The sequence below is a fragment of the Nostoc sp. genome (genome assembly GCF_036917135.1).
Classification (GTDB): Bacteria; Cyanobacteriota; Cyanobacteriia; order Cyanobacteriales; family Nostocaceae; genus Nostoc.
The window spans coordinates 22887-46047 of the sequence record NZ_JBALEA010000010.1 but is presented as its reverse complement, the minus strand read 5'-3'; the positions used below and the strand labels follow the sequence as shown (position 1 = coordinate 46047).

At 40.8% G+C, this 23161-nt stretch carries 24 protein-coding genes and 3 pseudogenes; 6 read left to right on the top strand and 21 right to left on the bottom strand.

Translation table 11 applies throughout. The features are described from left to right. Positions 1-142 precede the first annotated feature (142 nt). Positions 143-1282 (bottom strand): homocitrate synthase, encoded by a 1140-nt coding sequence (gene lysS, locus V7K50_RS02310; RefSeq protein ID WP_334956863.1) that lies wholly within the window; start codon positions 1280-1282, stop codon positions 143-145. A 36-nt stretch (positions 1283-1318) separates the two neighbouring features. Further along, positions 1319-2200 carry an AAA family ATPase gene (locus V7K50_RS02305; protein ID WP_334956861.1) on the bottom strand — a complete coding sequence of 294 codons (882 nt, stop codon included), beginning with the start codon at positions 2198-2200 and terminating at the stop codon, positions 1319-1321. 446 nt (positions 2201-2646) lie between these two features. Between V7K50_RS02305 and V7K50_RS02300 the strand changes: the two genes are divergently transcribed. Continuing rightward, positions 2647-2856: a TOBE domain-containing protein gene (locus tag V7K50_RS02300; protein ID WP_334956860.1), complete on the top strand. Its 210-nt coding sequence runs from the start codon at positions 2647-2649 to the stop codon at positions 2854-2856. A gap of 126 nt (positions 2857-2982) precedes the next feature. On the opposite strand, the gene V7K50_RS02295 is transcribed toward V7K50_RS02300, so the two are convergent. From V7K50_RS02295 to V7K50_RS02230, 14 genes and pseudogenes are all read right to left on the bottom strand, one after another. Further along, positions 2983-3234 carry a FeoA family protein gene (locus V7K50_RS02295; protein WP_334956858.1) on the bottom strand — a complete coding sequence of 84 codons (252 nt, stop codon included), beginning with the start codon at positions 3232-3234 and terminating at the stop codon, positions 2983-2985. A 104-nt stretch (positions 3235-3338) separates the two neighbouring features. Continuing rightward, a complete protein-coding gene (locus V7K50_RS02290; RefSeq protein WP_334956856.1) occupies positions 3339-3638 on the bottom strand; it encodes a 2Fe-2S iron-sulfur cluster-binding protein in 300 nt (99 codons plus the stop codon). Positions 3639-3859: 221 nt separating this feature from the next. After that, entirely contained in the window at positions 3860-4231 is a 372-nt protein-coding gene (locus tag V7K50_RS02285) for a HesB/IscA family protein (protein ID WP_292755175.1), read from the bottom strand. A 54-nt stretch (positions 4232-4285) separates the two neighbouring features. Then, a complete protein-coding gene (locus V7K50_RS02280; protein WP_334956853.1) occupies positions 4286-5095 on the bottom strand; it encodes a HesA/MoeB/ThiF family protein in 810 nt (269 codons plus the stop codon). A 10-nt stretch (positions 5096-5105) separates the two neighbouring features. Beyond that, the gene (nifW, locus tag V7K50_RS02275; protein ID WP_334956851.1) at positions 5106-5423 is read right to left on the bottom strand and encodes a nitrogenase-stabilizing/protective protein NifW; all 318 of its coding nucleotides are present in this window, start codon (positions 5421-5423) and stop codon (positions 5106-5108) included. Further along, positions 5420-5620: a CCE_0567 family metalloprotein gene (locus V7K50_RS02270; RefSeq protein WP_323229308.1), complete on the bottom strand. Its 201-nt coding sequence runs from the start codon at positions 5618-5620 to the stop codon at positions 5420-5422. Before V7K50_RS02270 ends, nifW begins: the two co-directional genes overlap by 4 nt. A gap of 212 nt (positions 5621-5832) precedes the next feature. Beyond that, positions 5833-6309 (bottom strand): NifX-associated nitrogen fixation protein, encoded by a 477-nt coding sequence (locus tag V7K50_RS02265; RefSeq protein ID WP_334956848.1) that lies wholly within the window; start codon positions 6307-6309, stop codon positions 5833-5835. Further along, positions 6306-6719, bottom strand: coding sequence for a nitrogen fixation protein NifX (gene nifX / locus V7K50_RS02260; protein ID WP_334956846.1), 414 nt, complete (start codon positions 6717-6719; stop codon positions 6306-6308). Before nifX ends, V7K50_RS02265 begins: the two co-directional genes overlap by 4 nt. Before the next feature lie 185 nt (positions 6720-6904). Then, positions 6905-8242 carry a nitrogenase iron-molybdenum cofactor biosynthesis protein NifN gene (gene nifN, locus V7K50_RS02255; protein ID WP_334956843.1) on the bottom strand — a complete coding sequence of 446 codons (1338 nt, stop codon included), beginning with the start codon at positions 8240-8242 and terminating at the stop codon, positions 6905-6907. Next, positions 8242-8439, bottom strand: a complete 198-nt coding sequence (locus V7K50_RS02250) for a hypothetical protein (protein WP_334956841.1) — start codon at positions 8437-8439, stop codon at positions 8242-8244. The genes nifN and V7K50_RS02250 overlap by 1 nt, the downstream gene beginning before the upstream one ends. Continuing rightward, positions 8439-9821, bottom strand: a complete 1383-nt coding sequence (nifE, locus tag V7K50_RS02245) for a nitrogenase iron-molybdenum cofactor biosynthesis protein NifE (RefSeq protein WP_334957253.1) — start codon at positions 9819-9821, stop codon at positions 8439-8441. Before nifE ends, V7K50_RS02250 begins: the two co-directional genes overlap by 1 nt. Positions 9822-10005: 184 nt before the next feature. Further along, positions 10006-10353, bottom strand: coding sequence for a Mo-dependent nitrogenase C-terminal domain-containing protein (locus V7K50_RS02240; protein ID WP_292755192.1), 348 nt, complete (start codon positions 10351-10353; stop codon positions 10006-10008). Positions 10354-10520: 167 nt separating this feature from the next. Next, positions 10521-12056 carry a nitrogenase molybdenum-iron protein subunit beta gene (gene nifK / locus V7K50_RS02235; protein WP_334956839.1) on the bottom strand — a complete coding sequence of 512 codons (1536 nt, stop codon included), beginning with the start codon at positions 12054-12056 and terminating at the stop codon, positions 10521-10523. A gap of 206 nt (positions 12057-12262) precedes the next feature. Beyond that, positions 12263-12430 (bottom strand): annotated as a pseudogene (locus V7K50_RS02230) (nitrogenase molybdenum-iron protein alpha chain); the annotation flags it as partial. 363 nt (positions 12431-12793) lie between these two features. Between V7K50_RS02230 and V7K50_RS02225 the strand changes: the two are divergent. Then, the gene (locus tag V7K50_RS02225) at positions 12794-14095 is read left to right on the top strand and encodes a site-specific integrase (protein ID WP_334956837.1); all 1302 of its coding nucleotides are present in this window, start codon (positions 12794-12796) and stop codon (positions 14093-14095) included. Positions 14096-14163: 68 nt separating this feature from the next. Here V7K50_RS02225 and V7K50_RS02220 read toward each other — a convergent pair whose 3' ends face one another. Continuing rightward, positions 14164-15786: an ATP-binding protein gene (locus tag V7K50_RS02220; protein ID WP_334956835.1), complete on the bottom strand. Its 1623-nt coding sequence runs from the start codon at positions 15784-15786 to the stop codon at positions 14164-14166. A gap of 144 nt (positions 15787-15930) precedes the next feature. Then, positions 15931-16062: pseudogene (locus tag V7K50_RS02215) on the bottom strand (Uma2 family endonuclease); the annotation flags it as partial. Between the two features lie 208 nt (positions 16063-16270). Here V7K50_RS02215 and V7K50_RS02210 point away from each other — a divergent pair. Further along, positions 16271-16687, top strand: coding sequence for a XisH family protein (locus V7K50_RS02210; RefSeq protein WP_334956833.1), 417 nt, complete (start codon positions 16271-16273; stop codon positions 16685-16687). Beyond that, entirely contained in the window at positions 16675-17013 is a 339-nt protein-coding gene (locus V7K50_RS02205; RefSeq protein WP_334956831.1) for a XisI protein, read from the top strand. Before V7K50_RS02210 ends, V7K50_RS02205 begins: the two co-directional genes overlap by 13 nt. A gap of 60 nt (positions 17014-17073) precedes the next feature. Here V7K50_RS02205 and V7K50_RS02200 read toward each other — a convergent pair whose 3' ends face one another. After that, the gene (locus V7K50_RS02200) at positions 17074-17613 is read right to left on the bottom strand and encodes a DUF2267 domain-containing protein (RefSeq protein ID WP_334956829.1); all 540 of its coding nucleotides are present in this window, start codon (positions 17611-17613) and stop codon (positions 17074-17076) included. A gap of 250 nt (positions 17614-17863) precedes the next feature. Between V7K50_RS02200 and V7K50_RS02195 the strand changes: the two genes are divergently transcribed. After that, positions 17864-18661: a dienelactone hydrolase family protein gene (locus V7K50_RS02195; protein ID WP_334956827.1), complete on the top strand. Its 798-nt coding sequence runs from the start codon at positions 17864-17866 to the stop codon at positions 18659-18661. A gap of 207 nt (positions 18662-18868) precedes the next feature. On the opposite strand, the gene V7K50_RS02190 is transcribed toward V7K50_RS02195, so the two are convergent. Further along, positions 18869-21064, bottom strand: a complete 2196-nt coding sequence (locus V7K50_RS02190) for an ATP-binding protein (RefSeq protein WP_334956825.1) — start codon at positions 21062-21064, stop codon at positions 18869-18871. Positions 21065-21464: 400 nt separating this feature from the next. Here V7K50_RS02190 and V7K50_RS02185 point away from each other — a divergent pair, with 400 nt between their 5' ends. Continuing rightward, a complete protein-coding gene (locus V7K50_RS02185) occupies positions 21465-22349 on the top strand; it encodes a glycoside hydrolase family 75 protein (RefSeq protein ID WP_334956823.1) in 885 nt (294 codons plus the stop codon). A gap of 348 nt (positions 22350-22697) precedes the next feature. Here the strand turns inward: V7K50_RS02185 and V7K50_RS02180 are convergent. Continuing rightward, positions 22698-22916, bottom strand: a pseudogene (locus V7K50_RS02180) (hypothetical protein); the annotation flags it as partial. Positions 22917-23161: the final 245 nt, after the last annotated feature.

Below are 23161 nucleotides of genomic sequence, written 5' to 3'. Positions count from 1 at the left end.
ATAATGGAAAGCAGTAATTATTACAGTTTTCTTCCATAAGATAGATTAACAGCAGATATGTTATAAAGGTGGATTTAGATCCCCGACTTCTTCAAGAAGTCGGGGATCTGTACTTGGACAGGAAGTGTATATATTTCTAAATTTACTGGCAACGATAAGAATATAAAATATTGTCTACATCTTCGATGGTAAGACTTTGTTTGTCAGCTAAAGTTTTCAACCTATGGGTAATATCTTTAAGTTGGGATAAATTAAATGAAAGCCCTAATTCATTAGCTCGGTGATTAACCGCCTGTTTTCCAGCCAATTTATGATTGATTAAAATTGAGCGAGTTACACCAAAACTCCGGGGATTAATAGCTTCATAAGTCTCAGAGTTATTGAGCATAGCCTTAGTATGAATGCCAGCTTTATGACTAAAAGCACTCTCCCCAAAAATACAGTGATTAAAAGGAATAGAAATTCCAACTTTTCTCGCCACTAATTCATGCAAGTAAGCCAGTTGTTCTAAGCGATATTTAGATTTAATTTGCTCTGGATTCGTAGCATATAACCTAGCGATGAATCCAGCTAGTGAGGTAATACCATTGCGTTCACCAATTCCCAGAACAGAAGTGTCAATATGAGTTGCTCCCGCTTCCAATGCTGTATAGCTGTTAGCATTTGCACATTCTGTATCATTATGTCCGTGAAACTCAATATCTAAATTGGTAAACTGGCGCAAAGTCTTTACTAATTCAAATACTTGCATTGGAGTACTAATTCCTACGGTATCGGCAATTCCTATGCGGTTGACAACTCCTAATTTTTCAATTTCCGAGTAAATTGTGATTAAATCTTCTATGGAAGTACGTGACGAATCCTCAGCAGAAAACCGTAACTCAATATCGGGAGCTTGCTGATGAATAAAAGTTAAAACTTCAGATGCTAAATCAATAATTTGATTAATATTTTTCCCATGACTGAACTGACGCATCAAAGAAGAACTACCGATAGTTAAATTAATTCCAGCTACGCCTGTTGCTAAGGCAACTTTAGCATCTTCTAAATGACAGCGAATATGAGTTAATATTTTGGATGGCAAACCTAACCGAGCCAATCGTTCACAATCCCGTCTAGATTGGGGTGAAGCAATTGGTGACGTTAATTCTATATATTCCACTCCAAATGCAGCAAGTGCTTCAGCAATTTCGAGTTTATCATCTAAAGAAAAATTGGCTTTGACGAATTGTTCGCCTTCACGGAGAGTGCTTTCTACAATTGCAAATTTAGATAGCGACATTGACTGCTCCTTTATGTTAATAGTTGACAATAATGTTTACTTATTATTTTTAATATCAACAGATTTGTCGATTCGAGAAATAATTGCTTTGGCTGATTGTTGAGGACTAGCTGTAGTCTCAATTATCAGAGAGCGATCGCTTGTATGCATCGCTTCTAAAATCTGTTTCGTGGCAACAGAATCATAGTTTTGACTCTCTTCCACAAATATTTTTAGTTTATCCCGCAATTCTACATCTGTAACAACTCGTTTGTTTACAAGTTCTAAGATTTCTTGTTCTTCTTTAGGAGTAAAATAGTTAGAAGCCTCTGGTATGCCCAAGCTAGCAAAATTCGTCAGTGCTTCTGGAAAAATTTGCCTATTATGTTCTAAATTTTGATTAGCAATCTGATCAAAAGGATCATCACGTTTTAAAAGCCTTTCTAAACGCAGCATATTTGGTGCAGTCAACATTATAAATTTAGCATTTTCTAACGCTTTAGCTGCATATAAAACTTCATTTACACCACGCAAACTATCAAAAACTAACATGGAATTGACTTCTTGGGGATTGACGTGCAGTGAAGCTAAAATGTGACCCATTCCACCAGGAAAGTATTCCCGATAAAGGCGAGCATAAGTTAGGCGTTGAATCCGGCAATGTGGTTGCACGACTTTCTCTTCCATTTTTAACATCGGCGCAATTATTAAGCGTTCGGTTAAAGCACGACGATTAGGTAAAAGTGTAAAATTTAAACCTTCTTCAGCCATAGCTTTTATGATTGTACTTTTTCCCACCCCAGTCATACCCACTATGATTAGTAAAGGAAAAGTTTTTATTGGCAACCAGTCTTTAGGAACAGGAAATCCTACGCCTACACCTGGACTTAAGTGTTCAAAAAATAGATTTTGCCTTGTTGTATTAACTAAATGCTGCACAAGATAAACCTCTTTTTTCGCCTCTCAAAATTGATTTTTAACTAAAATAGTCAAGGCTTTTCGTCCTTCAAAAAACGATGACTTCGTTTTGTAGCAAAGTTATTTGAGGTCTACTCTAATCCTTGATGCAACTATTTTTTCGTTAGTATAAATATAAAAATATTCTTCAGTCTTCGGTATTTATACATAAAAATAGCCATCTTAAATTGATGATATTATTTTTGATAGTGCCCATCAATATTAGCTTTTTTAAAATTGTCTTATCCTGAGTTTTGCAGCAAATGACCACACCTTATTGTAATGCTCATCAAATTTAGGTATCGCCGCTATATTAAGTAAATGAGAATTATTTCAAAATATTAAGATATCTTAAAGGAAATAAGTTTTAACATTAAAACTTGTTAACTTAATTAAAGTATAAATAGTTCAACTTAGCAAATAAAATCATGGAAATTAGCGCTCGCAATTCTCTCAAAGGCACTGTAAAAAAAATTACGCACGGGTCAGTTAATACTGAAGTAACTTTAGAAATAGCACCAGGAGTAGAGCTAGTGTCAATTATCACAAAATCATCAGCAGAAAAGCTAGGACTTGTAGAAGGTAAGCACGCTCATGCTGTGATTAAATCATCAGATGTGATAGTTGCTGTTGATTGAAAAAGAGGCAGATTTTCTAATCATATTTGATTTGTGAGAATTCAAGGCTATAGATCCCCGACTTCTTTAAGAAGTCGGGGATCTTGTTTTTGATTAAGTAATACTATACATAAAGATTAATTAATTTTAATTATCAATAATACGAACATAAATAGTGCCAATAGTTTCTAAATCTAGTGCCAAATCTGTGTCTAAAATTTTGATAATTAAAGAGGGTAATTTTTGTTTTAAAGTGATAGTAATTCCTGGTGTTACTTCCATTGATATCAATTTTTTCAATATTGTTTCGTCCTGACTTTTACAGAAGGTGACGATTCCTCGTTCTCCCGTTCTCAATAATTGTAATGAACAGCCAGTTACACTAAAGGGTTTAAACATTGTAATGATAAATTAGGAATTGTGAAGGATAGAAGGAAGTATATTTTCATCCTTCATCCTTCATCTTTTATTTGGTTGCTCAAAACAACAACCGAAGTAATAGTTTAGACGAGATATGCTTCTTGATGAGTCTTAATTGTGCAATTAGAACGAGGATAAGTTACACAAAGTAGAGCGTATCCTTTAGAAACCTGCTCGTCATCTAAAAAGTTTTGATCTTCTTGATTAACTTCACCTTCCACAACCTTGCCAACACAGCTAGAGCATGAACCAGCGTGGCAAGAAAAGGGCAACTCAATACCATTTTCTTCTGCTGCTTCTAAGATGGTAGTCTCTTCGTCAACTTCAATTGTGGTGTCGAGTTCTTCTTTTTTGTTGATTAATCTAACTTGGTACGAAGCCATTTTCCGATTCTCCTCAAACGTGATACAGTTGGTTTAATTTTTGAAGTTTTTGAGCAACCTATCCTACTATTTGCTTTCCTTCTTGTTACAGAGAAGCTACGCTTTAGCTAGTTTCTCTATTAAGGTTGAGGGATGCAAAGCGAAGGAGAAGCTAGTTAAAGGCAAGGCGATTGCATCTATAGAAAGCCTATACAATCAGACTTGGCGCTAACGGAATGATGTTAGCTGCAAGGTACACCAGTAGGCGTACCATCGTCTGTTTTAAAGGACTTTCCACAACCGCAGGTATCAGTTGCATTGGGGTTGATGAATTTAAAACCGCTTTCCATCACTCCCTCAACGAAGTCAACGATAACTCCGTCTAATAACGGCGCACTTTTGGCATCAACGTAAACCAGCACTTTGCCTTGCTGACTTACCAAATCATCTGGTTGGGGTTTGCTGGTGATATCGATCGCATATTCGTAGCCACTGCAACCACCATCTTTTACCGAGATGCGGACACCTTTAGTTACGCCATTAGCGTCGGGTGCGGAACCTTTGAGGAATGCCCGCAGATGAAATTCTGCTTTTTCTGATAAAATAACGGCCATTAAGTCTCCTGATTTGTAGCGATTAGTTGTTCTGATTTCAGGTGGGGACGAAAATTAACTATTTTGTGCAATACCTGTGGCTGTGGGTTCCATCGAATTGGATTGCGCGTGTCTCCAAGGCGCACTATTGCCGCATACTGGACAAGAGCGATCGCGGTGAGAACGGCGTTTAGCAAATTCCATCCGATTTAGGTCGATTGTCAGCAATTGCGACAATAGAGGCTGACTAAACCCGGTGATCAGCTTGATAGCTTCCAGTGCTGTTAGACAAGCTAGTGTTCCAGAGACAGCACCCATAACTGAAAAGCCGCGCTGATCCCAATCAGGCTTTTCTGGAAACAGACAAGACAAACAAGGAGTCACACCAGGAATAATCGTCGTCAGGTAAGCCTCCATCCCATTCATTGCGGCTTCTACCATTGGCTTACGCGATCGCACACAGGCTTCATTTAACAAATTACGCTCTGTAAAATTGTGGGCGCAATCAAGAGCCATATCAGCCGACTGCACTAACGAATCTACATTTTCCGGGGTGATGTAATCATGAACAGCTTCCACTTGGACATCAGGATTAATCGCATCCAGAGTTTCTTTAGCTTTGAATACCCTTGGCTTACCTACCCAATCATCAGTCATGAGAACCTGACGATTCATATCATCTAGCCGCAAGTCACCACCCCGGACTAGGATTAGCCGCCCAACGCCCGCTACTGCTAAGTAAAGCGCCGCCGTACCACCTAATCCCCCCACACCTGTAACCAAAACCGTCGCCGACTTCAGGCGTTTCTGTGCTGTTTCGCCAAAATTCGGAAGCATCATTTGGCGACGATAGCGTTCTAATTCGGTAGGCGTTAGGTTAACCAATTTATACCTCCTAATCAGAAGTGATTTCTGTCAGTGTGACTACATTTTTCGGCTTGTCGTTAAACACTTTGAACAGCTTTTGTTCATAAGCTGTCGATTCGATAAATAGCTGATAAGCTTTTTGCAAAGCCAAAGAATATTGATTTAGTTTCTCTTCTTGACTCAAGTCAGGAGAATTATCATCAATTTCCTGCATATATTGAGAAAATTTTTTCAGAATATGTAGACGATGTACATTTACAACTTCTAAGTCGTAGGACATATTAAAGAATTGAAAAAATTCTTCGGCATCTACGAGCTTCTTGAATTGATCAATAGTTCCAGTCATTTAGCATTCTCCAATTGTTTCAGATGTTGCTTAAGTTCATCTAACTGGCGATAGATTTCATAAGTTGCGGCGGCAACATCCATAAGTTGTTTGTAATCTGTTGGCAGACCTTCAGCTAAATCATGCAGATCCATCTTCATTTGACCTGCTTTGCTATTGAGGCGTCTGATTTTTGCTTGTAGTTCCTCAATTGTCATTTGTCCTTCGTCCTTTGTCCTTTGTCATTTGCTCTGACTTTTCACGGTATCTGGAAAACCTCTTTCTAAATCTCTCTCCTAGAAGGAGAGAGACTCTGAATTTTCCCCCTTACCGCATCGGGAAGGGGGCTAGGGGGTTAGGTTTTTCATGGGCTTTTCCACATGACCTGAATTGTCAGGTCTTTTACTAATGAGCAATGACCAATGACTAATTAAACTTTGCCAACTTCAGGAAAGCGTTGCGCCAAATCAAGGCCTTTTTTGACGTGGTTTTCTCCCTCTTCTGCTAATTTCTCTAGGGAGTCAAAGCCAAAGCGTTGAGCATCTCGCAAGGTTTTCACAGCTAGCAAAAGACGACCTGAAAAAACTAGCGCCCAGCCAAATCCTTCATGGCTCAAGTCAACTACAACCTGGGATATCAAACCTGTTTCTTGTTCAATCCCAGCAGCTACAGCTCGAAAAAATGCCATAATCCGAGCTTGAGTGATCGGATCAACTTCGCCCTCAACGGAGATTTCCCGTTTCTTTTGTTTGGTAACAATAAAGGGTTTGAGAATTAACTCATCCGACCAACTACGATAAACTCCATAACTGTCTTGACCACGGATTTGTTTAATTAATACCTTTAGAAAAGGCGAGTTCAAGACTTCAGTTGTAGCAGTTCCATTAACACTATTATTTGTGGTCATACTGTTGCTTCGTCTTCGATTTCATCAGCAAAGTTTTTGGTTTTTGGCTGCAAAGCTTTACGCAACCAAGGTGGAGGATTACCTTTGAGGGTTTTGACTAGCTTATTTAGCACTTCACTAATTTCTTCTTCTGGCGATCGCGCCTTCACTGGGGTGACACCTTTCTTGATTAACCGAGCAGCAGCACTACCACCAATTGCCACAACATAAATAATTGTGCAGTCTTCTAGAGCCGCAAGTTTTGGTGCGAGTCTACTCTCATTATTCTCTTCTTGGAGTTGGTCAACAAAGTTAAGAGTCTCTAGGAATCTATATCCTTCATCCGAGACTTCATAAACATCAATTTCGTCTGCTGCTCCAAAATGAGCATTAATATGAACTCGGTCACTTGTCGTGAAGGCAATTTTCATCGTATTTCTCCTCTCTACAGTTTTGAATTTTGAAGCAATACGGTTCAGTTAGTAATACTCGGAAGATCCCCCCAGCCCCCCTTAAAAAAGGGCCTAATTTAAAACTTGCTCTATTCCCTCCTTTTTAAGGAGGGTTAGGGAGGATCAATTTTTAACTGAACTGTTTTGAATTTTCAAGTGTTAATTCAAAACTCTGCGCTCACAATTCCGAACTCTTGGAACTGCTTAACTCTCGCTTCTTCTGCTTCTAAAAACAGGTTGCCGATGCCAAACACAATTTCCATCGTGCCTCGATAGCCAACTTTGGTAAATTGACCATTACCTAAGCGGTCGTAAATGGGCAATCCGAGACGATAAAGAGGAATCGAAAGGCGTTTTGCGATCGCACCCACATTCGAGTTACCAATCAGCAAATCAGAGCCATCTACTAAACTCTCAAAGTCTTCTAAATCGCCGATAGTGACGCTTTTCACCGGGAGTTTTTCTAAGAGGTGCGATCGCGTGGTTGTCACCACAGCATGAATCTGCGCTCCCATCGATTGCAGGAAATGCGCTGTTGACCACAACAAATCAGGTTCCAGCGCTAGGGAAACTCGTTTTGCACCGAAGTAAAAGTGGGTGTCCAGCATCGCATCTTGCAACTGACGACGTTGGCGGCGGTATTTTTCGGGTACGCTGTTACCGCTCAGAATCGCCAATGCTTGGATAAATTCATCTACTGGTTCTAATCCCGTCAGTTCGCCAAACACCTCATAAGGTGTGCCAAAGCGTTCTTCCAGAATCTTGGCAGCCCCCCGCATACTTTCACCCAATGCCAGGGTAAAGGCAGAACTACCGACTTCTCGTAGCTGTTTTAAGGTAGTTCCACTGACTGTAACCGCACTATAATTATCCTCTAAATGTCCATCTAGAGAAGCGCCAAGATCAGGTACAAAGATCGGCACTAATCCAAAGGATGTGACTATCTCCTTGATTTCCTGTACATCGCCAGGTGTGAAGGCAGAACCCGCCAAAATTGTGACTTGTTCAGTTCTGAGTCCACCTGCGCGAGGAATTTCCTGAACTATGCTTTCCACAGCGACAGCAAAACCATCTTGCAACGCACCTTTGAAATCTGGGGTAGGTGCAAAAACGATCGCTAAATCATTCAATTCTGGATGGCGATCGCGGATTTCCTTCAGAAAACCCTCAATGTCATCGCCTCTAGTTTCCGTTAACCCAGTACTACATAAACCAATAATTTCTGGGTTAGCCTTTTCCACCAGAGTCAGAATTGCTTCTTCCACATTCTCTTCACCACCCAAGATGGTAGTGACTTCCGTCATCGCTGTGGTAGCTAAAGGAATCGCTTCCCGGAAATGCCGCACTAGGACAACTTTAGCGAAAGCAGTACAACCTTGGGAACCGTGGAATAAGGGCATCGTCCCTTTCAATCCCAAAAAGGCTAAGGTTGCACCTAAAGCTTGACTTTGCTTGAGGGGATTAACTGTCAGTGCTTTGTTAGAAACGGTGACGATCGCCATTAAACTACCTCCTCATTTGCAAGCTCTTTACTCTGCGTTCTCTGCGCCTCTGCGGTTGAAAAATGATTTTTTTGAACCACAGAGGACGCAGAGAAGCCAGTGCGTTGCGGGGGTTCCCCCCGTTGTAGCAACTGGCGCGGCACAGAGAGAAAAAGATGAGAGTTTGGTGTACGCACAAAAACAGTTGCGATCGCCATTAAATTTCCTCCTCTTCTTCCCAAGGAGCGGGTTTACGTATTTGTTCCCAAATTGGGCTATACAGAGCTTCGTACAGTTCCCGCGCCATCTCAATCATTCCCACATAACCTGCATAAGGATGGTGACGTTCTTGGTTGATATCAAGGAAAGGAATTCGAGCTTTCAAAGCCGTGTATTGGTTACGTCCACCAGCAATCAGCATATCTGCGCCAGTGTCTTTAACCAGTTGTAGCAATTCTTGAGCGTTGCCTTTCTCCAGCATGATGCCATCGTTGCCGATCAACTTCTTGATTTTGGCTTTATCTTCTTCAGTACTTTTCCGAGTACTGGTAGCAACAACTTCAATGCCCAAGTCTCTAGCAGCCGATATAATCGACCAACTCTTAACACCACCTGTATACAACACAACTCGCTTACCTTTGAGTCGAGCGCGATAGGGAGCCAGTGCCAAATCAAGAGCAGCCGTTTCTTCTGCAATCAGCTTTTCTGTGCGCTCCTGTAAATCGCGATCGCCTAATTTAGCAGCGATATTTCGCAGACAGCGATTCATATCATCGATGCCGTAGAAAGACTCTTCAATGTAGGGGATGTTGTAACGCTCCTCCATCTTTCTCGCCATATTCAGCAACGCTCGTGAGCAGATCATGACGTTGAGCTTGGCGCGGTGGGCATAGCGAATTTCATCGTAGCGAGCATCGCCCGTAATTTTAGACAAAATACGGATGCCTAATTTTTCTAGCAGTGGTGTGACTCCCCACATTTCACCGGCGATGTTGTATTCACCGATTAAGTTAATATCATAGGGTGTTGTATGTTCCGGTTCTGCTGTTCCGACAACATATTCTAACAAAGCTTCACCGCCAAAACGGTTGCCGAGATTTTTACTGCCAATGAATCCTGGTGCAATGACGGGAACAACAGGAATACCAATTTTCTCAGCCGCCGCTTTGCAGACAGCATCCATATCATCGCCAATTAAGGCTGTAACACAAGTAGCGTAGACAAATATTGCTGCTGGTTGGTAGCGCTCTTTGAGTTCTAGAATCGCTTTGTAGAGTTTCTTTTCGCCACCGAAGATGACATCATTTTCACCCAAGTCAGTCGTAAAGCCCATTTTGTAGAGTTGCGGGCCAGACGACAGACTACCACGACTGCCCCAGGAATTACCAGCACAGGCGATCGGCCCGTGGACTAGATGCGCTGCATCTGCGATCGGTACTAAGGCAATCATTGCACCATCAAAGGCACAGCCCCCTTGAGCCGCGCCAGGTTGTGCCTGTTGAGCGCATGACTTGTTTTTCTTTTCAGTTTGTTTGTGCTGATTATGCTCGCATCCTGTCTCAGTCAGCAGCTCGTTGATTTTGCCTTGGGTGCTTTTCATCTCTATTCTCTTAATTGTTAATTGTCCTTTGTCATTTGTCATTTGTCCTTTGAATAACTAACAACTAATGACCAATACTTCTCTTACGAGACGCTACGCGGTAGTTGAATCTCGACTTCGCTCGATTACCGCGCAGTCGAAACTCAGTACAAGTGACCAATGACTAATGACCAATGACCAATGACTAACAAATGTATTTTGTGACATCCTCTCCACATACATCGGCAAGATAAGATAGAGCGCGGAAACGCAATCCTACAAATTCGTCATATAAAGGATTGAGTTTACATAGTGGTGGGATATCAATAGACTTCCCAAATAATTTAATTTGTCGCTCAAAGGGACAACAACAAGGAATTGTTTGGCAAATTAGATGAGCGAAGCGATTATTTTTAACCTGAATTCCATCCACTACACGCCGCAACGGATTAAGAAGATTGTGGAACCATCCTGGTTTTTTCTGGTTAGGTGGATGGTAATTAGGATGAGGGTGAGTGTGAGTATGTTCGTGAGTGTGATTGATGGTTTCCATTTATAAATCCCTTGGGTAAATGCTATCAAGAAAAAGGGGAGTTGGGGATTGGGAATTGGGGATTGGGCATTGGGTATTGGGTATTTTCCCAGTCCCTAGTCCCCAGTCCCTATTCCCTACTCCCCTTCTTTACCCTTTAATTAACACGTTGTGTTTCTACGCAATTTCTAACGAATCAAGTCGTAGGAAATATCTGTCTTAGAAGGAATGTTGGTGTTGCGATCGATTTCTTCAAACAGGGTATTTACAACCCAGTTAAGCAAGTTGATCACACCTTGATAACCAATGGTGGAATAGCGGTGTAAGTGGTGACGATCCATGATAGGATAACCAATTCTCACGAGAGGAGTCTTGGTATCGCGCCACAGGTACTTACCGTAGGTGTTACCGATGAGCAAGTCTACTGGTTCGGTGAACATCAAAGAACGCAAGTGCCACAAGTCTTTACCAGGCCAAACAGTTGCATGTTGACCGAAGGGGCTAGAAGCAAGCAGTTCTTTCATTTCTGCTTCAAATACTTCGTTGCTGTTGTGAACCAAGATATGCACAGGTTCAGCACCCATTTCTAGCATGAAGCCAACTACGCTGTATACTAAATCTGGTTCGCCGTAGATAGCAAAACGCTTGCCGTGAATCCAGGAATGGGAGTCAGTCATCGCATCAACTGCTTGACCGCGTTCAATTTCCAATTGTTCGGGAATGGGGATACCACTCAATTCGCTGAGTTTCATCAAGAACTCATCAGTACCCTTGATACCCCAAGGACGGGAAACTGAGGTTGGTTGCTTCCACTCTTTTTCAATATACTCGCGGGTTTTGAGGGTGGAGTGTGCTTGCAGAGCGATCGTAGCTTTCCCATTAATTGAATCTGCGGCATCTTCCAGCTTTGTACCACCTGGATACATATCGAACTCACCTGTGTTTGGTGAATCGAGGTAGTCGCTGTTGTCAGCTAGAATTGTGTAGTCAAAGCCGAACAAAGAAGCAATGCGCTTGATTTCGCGGTTGTTGCCTACGTAGGTGTCAAAACCTGGGATGAAGTTGATTTTACCATTGCTGGTTTCTTTCTTATGACCTGCGGTCAAGTTAGAAAGAATTCCCTTCATCATGTTGTCGTAACCAGTGATGTGGGAGCCAACAAAACTAGGGGTGTGAGCGTAAGGTACTGGGAAATCTTGAGGAACTGAACCAGCTTCCTTCGCGTTGTTGATGAAAGACTGCAAGTCATCACCAATTACTTCTGCCATACAGGTGGTGCAGACAGCGATCATCTTAGGCTTGTAGAGTTGGTAAGAGTTCGCCAAGCCGTCAATCATGTTTTGCAGACCACCAAACACGGCTGCATCTTCAGTCATTGAAGAAGATACACCAGAGAATGGCTCTTTGTAGTGACGGGTTAAGTGGGTGCGGAAATAAGCAACGCAACCTTGAGAACCTTGAACGAAAGGTAGAGTACCTTCAAAACCAACAGCCGCAAAGATTGCTCCCAATGGTTGACAACCTTTAGCAGGGTTAACGGTTAAAGCTTCACGAGCGAAGTTCTTTTCACGATAATCCCAACCCTTTGTCCATTCTGCAACCCGTTTTACTTCTTCGGGGTCGTGACCATTTTCAAACTGCTTTTTGTTTTCAAATAGCTGTTGGTACTCTGGTTGGTGGAATAACTCAACGTGATCTTGAATTTTTTCTGGATTCTGAGGCATTTCTGGATCTCCAAGCTTACTGAATTCTTTTACTGATTGAGGAATAAGGATTTGAGGCGGGGGTGGGAGATGGGAATATGATTCAAAATTCAAAATGCAAAAATCAAAAGAAATTTTTAATTTTTCAGTTTTGAATTTTGGATTCCCAACTCCCCTCTGGGGTTTTAGCCCCAGGTTATCCTTACTTATCGCTCTCTCCCATTTCCCTAGACGGCAGCCTTAGCCTTAGCTTCAGCCTTTTTAGCCTGAGCCTTTTCATTCCAAGGAGCGCCAATTAATGACCAGGTTGGGCTGTTGAGTGCCAAGTCCATATCACGAGCGAAGATGGCGAAGCCGTCATAACCGTGATAAGGGCCGGAGTAATCCATTTTGTGGTTTAATTCTTTTCAACTGTTTAATGTTTGCAGTAAGCAATGTCTCTGCTAAACATTGTTTTCTGAGAACACATTTATTTTTAGCCTAAATATAGGCTAAAAACACAGCGATGCATAATCAGGTTCAGGACTCACCAATCATCTAAATGTTGTCCTGAGCCGGGGCGTTGCTAAATCAAGGGATGATTCTTGTAGGGTGGGCAATCCTGCCCGTCTGGAAATACAAGGGACGGGCAAGACTTCGGCGTGAGCGCTCAGTCGAACGCTGCCCATCCCACAAAACCAGCAAAATCATCCCGCAAATATGCAACGCCGCCTGTTGTTTGTGTTCATCTCTGCAATTACAGCAATAAAGAGCGCACGATGAGAACTAAAGTACTACTGGAATTAGAGAAAGTTAATCTGCGTTTGAAGTCTGCAAAGGCAAAGGTGACAATTAGAGAATCGAATGGAAGTCTGCAATTACGGGCGACGTTACCAATTAAGCCGGGAGACAAGGATAGTAGTGGTACTGGGAGAAAGCAATATAATCTCAGTTTGAATATTCCCGCTAACTTGGATGGACTCAAGACGGCTGAGGAAGAAGCCTATGAATTAGGTAAGTTAATCGCTCGTAAAACGTTTGAATGGAATGATAAATATTTAGGAAATGAGGCAATTAAAAAAGAATTTAAAACTATAGGAGAATTACTCGAACAATTTGAAAATGAGTACTTTAAAACTCATAAACGCACAACTAAAAGCGGACATACTTTTTTTTATTACTTTTCCCGTACCAAGAGATTTACCAATCCTCAAGATTTAGCGAGTACTGCAAATCTGATCAGTTCAATAGAACAAATCGATAAAGAATGGGCTAAGTATAATGCAGCTAGAGCGATCGCAGCATTTTGTGTGACATTCAATATCGAAATTGACTTATCTAAATATTCTAAAATGCCTGAGAGTAATTCCCGAAATATACCAACTGATGCGGAAATATCTGAGGGAATTATCAAGTTTGAAGATTACCAAAATAACAGAGGTAATCAAGTTAATCAAAATGTTCAAGATAGCTGGCAACTTTGGCGCTGGACTTATGGAATGTTAGCAGTTTTTGGTTTGCGTCCACGGGAACTTTTTATTAATCCCGATCTTGCTTGGTGGTTGAGTGCAGAAAATACAGATTTGACATGGAAAGTCCATAAGGATTGTAAGACTGGTGAGAGACAAGCATTACCATTATATCGGCAATGGATTGAGGATTTTGATTTGAGAAATCCTAAATATTTAGAGATGTTAAGGGGTGCGATCGCTAAAAAAGATAACACAAATCATGCTGATATAACGGCGTTAACACAGCGAGTTAGTTGGTGGTTCCGTAAAATAGGATTGGATTTTAAACCTTATGATTTACGCCATGCATGGGCAATTCGGGCGCATATTCTGGGGATACCAATTAAAGCGGCAGCGGATAATTTGGGGCATAGTGTGCAAGTTCATACGCAAACCTATCAGCGTTGGTTTTCGCTAGATATGCGGAAGCTGGCGATTAATCAGGCTTTGAGTAAGAGAAATGAAGTTGAGTTGATTAGGGAAGAGAATGCTAAGTTGAGGATGGAGAATGACAATTTGAGATTGGAGGTTGAAAAGTTGAAAATGGAAATGGTTTATAAACAAAGTTAAATTTGCTAATAACATTGATGTAGTGTGTTGTGGCGCACTGCAACGCACCCCTTACAATCTGTACTAACTTAAATTTTGCGCCATGCAGCATTAATCCTTGATTTACCTGGCACAATTTCTATAAGTCTTTTACGCCGCAGTCTATCAAAAATATTATTGATTACTGCACGTGATTCTACTCCAATGGCTTCTCGGGCAATACGATTAGTTATTTCTTCATGAGATGCAAGATAGTTCATGACTAGTTGCTCATACTCTGGATATATCTCATATCCTGAAATGACATTTTCTTGACTAGAGTCAATAGTTCCAACTTTGCACCATGCTGCATTTCTTTTTGCTCTTCCAAAAACAGCTTCAATAAGTCTCCTATCTCTTAGTCTACAAAATGCTTCTTTGATAGTTGCTTCTGAACCAATTCCAGTTTCCTCTCGAGCAATTTTGTTAGTAATCTCTTTATGCTCGTCTAAATATGCCATTATTGTTGCTTCTATTGAAGCTAGAGGTTCGTGTTTAATGTGTACAACTACAGAAGTTTCAGTTTCATATATCTCAGGAGGTTGCAGTCTCAACCGAGCCATCGCTTGAAAAGCAGTATTCAGACCTTCTCCAACATCTTTATTAGGTGGGTTGGGAAATTTGTTGATTATACGAACAATAGCTCCGTTACGGGCATACTGCTCTTTAAGAATATTTTTTACTGTAATGTGACCAGGCAATTTTCCTGGATTTTCAATTTCGATTCTGTTGTCAAAAATGCGAATGTGAGTATCAGAGGCTATACTATAGTCTCTATGTAGCAAAGCATTTGTTACAATTTCATGAATAGCTTCTTCTGGATAGGTGATTGATTCTAATCCTTTATCTCCTACTTTTGGAATTCCTTCAACTATTTCTTTTGTTTTTGCTACTGTTTGCATAATTTGCTCGTACAAACAACCTTCAATAGTTATTGGATCAAAGGCAAGAGTGTCTCGTGTTCCTTCTAGTCCTTTTGTTTTATATCGATAGACTTTAACGCCACAATGCTTTGGAAAAATAGCTTGAGGCTCATCAGTAAATAGTAAAATACCTGCAATTATTGGCTTATTCTTTTGAATTAATTGCTGTTTTTTGAGCCACAACTCAGCCTCTGTAGTTGGAACTACAAAGCTAATAAATTGGAATATTACCTGTGAGGTTGTCATTATCTCAAGCTCTACGTCAATAGTTTTTCTCTCAAATGACTCAATGCCTTTGTCGAGCTTTAATCTTTCTAGAGCTTGTTGAGTTTTAATAGGCAGAGTTTGTGCTCCACGTCTTAAATATGGAACACCATCTGAAGCCTCCACTACTCCTCGTGATTTAAGGATTGTCACTTGCAGGACTAAACCAGGAGAACCTTCAGAAATAAGGAATGTATATGAATAACCATCTCCAAGAGGAAAAAGTTGTTCAAAAATTTGTAAATGCCCATTTGCAGATTCCTGATCAGCAAAACCTCGCCAATATCTTATTTTTTTGTCTTCTACAGTATCCTCATCAATGCCAATGAAAAGTTCTCCACCATCAGCATTGGCAAATCCAGAAATAAACTTACATAACTTCCCTGGTTGTACATCGATCGCCTTTAGGTCGAGAAAGTGGCTTTCTTCGGATAGAAGTATCTGATTTAACTGATTAGAGGTGATTCTAACTACTTCAATTGACATATAGCTATGGGCGGTATAATAAGTATTAGATTTTTGGCATATATCTTCGGCACATATTCGGCACACAATGTAACCGAATGAGGGGCTAACTTAGTTCTCGTATCCTCAATTATCTTGTTTTTGTGTCATTAATATTACTAATGATCGGCTATGTTTAAGTGTCCCTTCGTCCATGGGTACAATTTCTCCATCTCGATATTCGCTGCGTCCTTCGGCTTTTTCTTCGATCGCGCGATATTCATCTAAGCTGTAGCGGCGCGAGATGGTAGAAATCATAGGTCGTAGGCGATCGCATTGGCTATATGACAACAATATTATTTTGTCACAAATTTGATTGTGAGGGGATATCTTCTGTTTTCTACGAGATGCTGCGCGATCGCCTTCAGATTCTGCAAAGGCGAATGTGTCTACACCTAATGCTGCTTGAGTGAGATAAACGATAGAATTTAGGCAAAGACTTTATCTTTCTGGTTAGCTATCTACGATGTCTGCAAGAGATAGGTTTCATGCATTGGTCAGGATTGCCCTTGAGAAAGAAGGATGGGTAATTACTCACGATCCCTACCACATTGATTTGGGTTTTGTTGATTTTTATATCGATTTAGGTGCGGAACTATTGCTAGCAGCGACAAAAGATGATAAAAAGATTGCTGTTGAAATCAAAACATTTTTAGCAGCCTCAACAATTTCTGAGTTTCATACTGCAATTGGACAATTTATTAACTACCGCATTGCTTTGGAAGATGATGATCCAGAGCGGTGGTTGTATTTGGCAGTTCCGCTCGACGTTTATAAGCGATTTTTTAGATATCCATTTATTCAAACGGTTATTATCCGTAACAAAATCCCCCTTTTGGTGTACGACACAGAAAAACAGGAGATTGCAGAATGGATAAGCTAAATTTGTATCGTGAACTAATTCAAAAATTATTGACGGCGCGAGGAAAGTTGCGTTCTGAGAGCGATCCAATAGAAAGTCAAACCATTTTTGATACTACAAAAGACCACTATCAGCTTGTGCATGTGGGATGGAAGGATAGTAGTACCCGGATTTATGGCTGTGTGCTGCATATAGATATCAAAGATGGGAAGATTTGGGTGCAGCATGATGGAACGGAGGATGCGATCGCAGATCAACTTGTGAGCGAGGGAGTGCCTAAGCAAGATATTGTGATCGCATATCATGCACCTCATGTAAGGCAGTATACAGAGTTTGCTGTAGGCTAAACCTATTGAAAAAGCCTGTTTGCGATCGCTACTCGCAAACAGACTTTTTTATACTTCTAATTAAGCTTGCTCCCAAAGCTGACGTACATAATCAGGCAGTGCGCCAGCAATTTCCTGAATTCGCTCTGGGGAAAGTTCGTCTTTGGTAGCAGAAAATACTGCTTTAACTGCCTGTTCTGCATCGACTGTTCCTGAAACCCCTCCTTCATTAGCAACCCGCGTTAGAAATAGCTTGGAATCAATTCCAATAGGAGCCGGGCCTCTTAAAGGTTGACGGATTCGACTTAAAAATCTCACAAGGGGATTGCTATCTTTCCAGAGATCGGACACTTCAAACTGGAGTGCTTTTTCATCTGTAGGTATAGCCTCTGTATGCAGTTCTGCCTCGACGCGATCGCTAGCTTCTGTGGTCATTAAGTCCCGCATGACGCGAAACACAACTTCGGTAAAGTCTCTGGCATCATAGGGATCTGCAAATCCGGCTTTAACCTGGACTTTTTCTAGAAACGAACGATGTTCGTCGGCGATCGCAGTTCGAGTATCTTCAATCTCTGTTGGGTCAACTTCTGGAATATTTGTTCTAAAACTTTGATCTGGCATTGTTTTTTCTTGTGGTTATTAATTTTGAGTCTTTATGCTTACTTTATGTAAGGTCGCACAAATCAAAAATCATTGGAATCTTCCAGAAGTTTGAGATGGGATCTATTCAAAAGTTAGAAATTCATCTGGTTTGCTCATAGCTGTAAAGTCATGGTTGAGGTGAAGAGAACAATACTTCTGATGTTTGTGCCCGTCTGTGTCGAAAACCAGTCAAAATAGATGAGTTGGTATAAAATCAGCCGAAACAAAGATGCTAGAAACAACAAATATCGAAATTAACACCTCCTATGTCAAAGTACCTAACAATGGCTTAGAAATCGATGCTTACTTAGCTCAACCAGCACAAAACGGAACCTTTGGCGCAGTTATCGTTTTTCCCGAAATTTTTGGAATCAATCGTAATATTCGAGATATTACTGAACTAATCGCCAAACAAGGTTATGTAGCGATCGCCCCAGCGATGTATCAACGTACTGCTCCCGGTTTTGAGGCTGACTTTAGCCCAGAAGATGCTGGCTATAGTCCAGAAGCATATCAGCTTGGGTTGCAATACTATCAACAAGTAAAGTATCAAGAAATTTTAAGCGATATTAAAGCTACCATTACTTACTTAAAATCTCTACCCAATGTCAAAGATGATGCGATCGGTGTCATTGGTTTCTGTTTTGGTGGTCATGTTGCTTATATAGCTGCAACTTTACCCGATATCAAAGCAACAGCTTCGTTTTACGGTGGTGGAATTACTACTTATAGTTATGGCGAAGACACTCCAACCATTAATCGCACCCCGGAAATTCAAGGTACTATCTACACATTTTTTGGTACAAGAGATTCGTTAATTTCTCAGGAGGAAAACGAGGAAATTGAGGCAGAACTAAAAAAACATCAAATCAATCATCGTGTATTTCGATATGACGCCGGACACGGATTCTTCGCCGGATTTTTCAAAGACCAATACCCATTTCTAACTCAGAACCCAATGTACAATCCCGAAGCTGCTCCTGATGCTTGGCAACATGTTCTAGAACTGTTGCAAAATAACTTGTAAAACTTGAATGTGTAAATCATGATGGGTGCGTTATCGATCTGACTTCTAACTAAGCAGCATTTCGTGCCTTTGTTGACCGCTTTACTTCTGAAGCCTCTCCAGAGACTTTTGACATCCCAAAATCAAATGCAGAGATTGAAGAAGTTAAAATTTTGATTAGACAAAAGTTAGAACAATTAAATATCAGACATACGCCGTAAAACCATGTTAAACCACTTCATCAACCTTTAGCCGCAGAGGAATCTGAATGATAAACTCGGTTCCTGTACCAGAATTTGAGAAGCACTCTAGTTTACCGCGATGTTTTTGTGTGATTATTTGGTAGCTAATAGACATACCCATTCCGGTGCCTTTGCCAATGGGTTTGGTGGTGAAAAAAGGATCGAATATTCGTTGCTGAAATTCTTGAGAAATCCCAATTCCGTTATCAGCGATCGCAACTTCTAACCACGTTGAATTAACTACCGATGTGCGAATCTTAATTTGACTGGGATTGTCCTCGATTTCCTGATAGGTACGCTTAGTATTATTTTCTTCTAAGGCATCAATGGCATTCACTAAAATATTCATAAATACCTGGTTGAGTTGTCCGGCATAGCATTCTACTAGCGGTACAGCGCCGTAGTCTTTGATCACCTCAATTTCAGTTTGTTCTGATTTAGCTTTGAGGCGGTGTTGCAAAATCATCAAGGTACTGTCGATGCCCTCATGAATATCAACGCTTTTGAATTCCGCTTCGTCGATGCGGGAAAAGTTTCGCAGCGACAATACAATTTGGCGAATCCGCTCGGTGCCTACTTTCATCGAAGACAACATTTTTGGCAAGTCTTTCTGCAAAAACTCCAGATCGATATCTTCAGCAGCGATTTGAATTTCAGCAGCAGGGTTGGGATTATACTGCTGATACAACTGCACAATTGCTAATAAATCTTCGGTATATTGTTCCATATATTCGAGGTTGCCATGAATAAAGTTGACTGGATTATTAATTTCGTGTGCGACTCCCGCAACTAGTTGTCCCAAACTAGACATTTTTTCACTTTGAATAACTTGAGATTGAGTGCGCTGCAATTCCCCTAATGTATTTTTTAGTTCATTAGTGCGTTCTTCTACCCGGTTTTCTAGTTCTTCCTTACTTTTCTCTAAGGCAGTAAAAGATTCGTGCAATTGTCCTGCCATCTGGTTGAAAGAGTTGAACAGGGTATTAAGTTCTTGAATGCTGCTAGTTTTTACTGTCTGAGCTAAATTGCCGGATGCCATTGCCTCGCTTGCCCGATTTAGGCGGAGAATCGGGCGTACAATCCAATGAGAAGTAAACACGCCCATCACCGAGGCAATGACTAATGCGCCAAAACAAAGGGCGATGGTGGTGCGTGTGTTGGCGTTAATTTGCGCCATGAAGGTGTTTTCTGGCACACTCACCACCATCAGCCAATTTAAACCATACTTGTCACGCCAAGGTAAAACATCGACAAAATGCCGTTTTCCTTGCACTTCAAGTTGAAAATCTGTATCTTGGGTAATAGACCCAAACCCGGAGGTTTGGAGGCGTCTGGCAATGTTCTGTATAATTGGGTCAGAGCTATGGATGGCCTGCAATCGCTGGATCTTTTGATTGACGAGGACAAAAGGCTTCTCTGTACCGGAACTGGCAATTAATGTGCCATCTCGCTCCAAAAGAAACACCCTCCCAGACTGACTAATATTTAAACTGCGTAAAAAATCGCTGAGTTTCAGCAGGTGAATGTCCGTTGCTATCATTCCTAGTAAGCGATTTTGCGAATCATAAATTGGACGACTGGCAGAAGCGCTGATATAAGGGCCTGTTGGAAAATTTGCAGTGACAATTTTTGCCCAAATCGGTTTACCAGCAGCAATGGGTTGGGTATACCAAGATTCACTGAAATTGTTCCAAGTCCACCGAGCATTGATCTGAGTTCGATTACCTTGATTATCTGTGGCATAAGTGGAAGTATTATTGGTCAGCTTGCCAGTCCAATCATCAATGGTGATCGTCTTGCCATCATAACGAGCCGCTCCCAGCCCCTCACCCGTTGTGAGTCCAATACCAATATAAGTTAGGTTATATGCCTGCATCTGATCCCAGAAATACTTACTAAGGGTTTGACGATCCCGCACATCCAGTATTCCCCTGCGGATGGCATCTGCATTTATTTGATTCAGGGTTTGCGGAATGGAAAGATAAGACTTTAGGTGTTCATCCACTACCTCAGTGGTACGATCTATTAACTGTTCTGCTAGGTCGTTAACTGCTCTTTGTCCATTTTTAAAAGACAAATAACCCACTAAACTAACAGCTCCAAAAATTTGGATCACAAAGGGAACAACAAGAACAATCTGTAATGAGAATGCTTTACCTTTCCTGAGATAGTGAGTTTTCATTGCTGGCAACTGGAAGTTGTGCTAATTTGATTTGGTTCTATAGTTCCCAAAATGTCCACATACTCACGCCTGTTTAAATTTTTTTGTTAAATCACAGGCAGTTGTTGGCTGGAATGGTACTTACTTAAGCAAAAGTTGCTGCCCAGATCCCGACTTCTTAAATAAGTCGGGGATCTAGCGGTTATCAATCCAGTTTTAGAGTGACTTGTCGCAAAGCCCAAGGTTATTTGGTAGTTTTCAAAGAATATATAAGTTCAGTGGGAGCATCCCAATTTTGCAAATTTATCAAGATGATAGATTATGATTGCGAATATAGTGGGTTCCACCAGTGACGACGCGTTTTCTAATTGATACTATTAATGTAGTTTTATAAGTTCAGTTTTTAAATTTGGAGTAATCTATGCAGCAATTCCAAGTAACATCAGATAGCTTGAATATACGTTCAGCACCTATTGTTGACGACACTAATCGAATAGCAGTTCTTCCAAAAGCGCATATCGTATCTAAAATCGAAAATTTGGATAATGAAAAGTGGTGGAAAGTTGCAACTATTCTCGAAGGAAAAATTTTAGAAGGTTTTGTCTCTCATAAATTTCTTAATCCAATCACAATCTTTTCTATTAAGACTCTTCTTGAAATTGGTGAAATTTCTATTCTCCAGGCAGATAGAGAATCTGCATTTTTCTATGAAGCAGGTATGAGCATTAATGCTGATGGTGCGCCTAATGCTTATCACCCAGAAGATATAGGGATTGATTTTTTGGCAAATGCTGGGTATTCAGATAACTGGTGGGCACTAGCTGTAGATAGAGACGATAATCCCTTTATTCAGCGTAGTACTGATCCATGTCCCGGATACTATATTTCTACAACTGCATTATTCGACTCTAGATGTGTAAAACATGATCCACATCGGTATGTTGATTCAACAAAGATTTCATATATTGTTCTTCCGGGAAATGGTGATTTTAAAAAGGTTACAGGCGTTAAATTAGGAGATTTTGCAGTTGTTTACAACACTAATAACGAAAAACTTGCTTTTGCAATCTACGCTGATGTTGGTCCGAAAAACCAGATTGGAGAGGGTTCAATAGCTCTGTCTCAAGCTCTTGGAAATGATCCATTGGTGGGTTCAAGAGTCAGGCGAGGAATTCCCAAGAATCTCGTTTATGTTGTTTTTCCAGGTTCCGGGAATGGACAGCCAAGAACAACTTCAGAAATAGAAACTGAAACTAAACGACTCTTTGAAATATGGGGTGGTGTAGAACGGATAAAGTCTTTATAAGACAATACGCTTGGGTTAAGGATAATAAGTAATAAGTAATAAGTAATGAGTAATAAGTAATGAGTAATAAGTAATGAGTATTACTCATTACTTATTACTCATTACTTCAAAATTAAAGACAGTTGGAGTTGGGGATTTAAATGGCTTTTCCACATAACGTGAAAAGTCAGGTTCTAGATCCCCCTAAAATCCCCCGATAAATTGGGGGATTTAGATTCCAGTTCCCCCCTTTTTTAAGGGGGGTTAGGGGGGATCAACAAGTGCCCAAAATCACAACAAATTACTTTTTAAACAACCTTTTATAATGATTTGGCATTGCTGACAAAATTTCGAGTAATAGCGCATATTCTAACTTGTCGCTGCTGGTTTCTTTCCATTCTTGCTTTCCACACTAGCAACGAATGACGGTTGCTCATCACTGGTAGTTGGCGACTCGCCTCGCAGTCCCTTCCGGCGCTGGTTCTTAGGAATTCCTCCCGCCATACCGTACTCTACACTGCTTTTGCCATATCGAGTTGCCACTGCCATTAACATGTGTTCTGTCATATCTCCCAACTCGTCTTCTGTATTCCCATAGATCACTTATCTGTTCGCAGGGCAAGCACCCAATCAGAAAAATGGGTAGAAGGAGTATTTGTCAGAACTAACGAACAAATGAAATTTGGATATGCTCGTAAAAATGAGACAAAAGGATACAAAGCTACCTATGTTTATGGTGTGTCTGATGCTTGCCCAAAGGAATAAAACGTTCTGCTATGCAATGTGTTGTTTTGTGTCGGTCATTACAAAGTCTCACAATAGCCTGGTGGGGC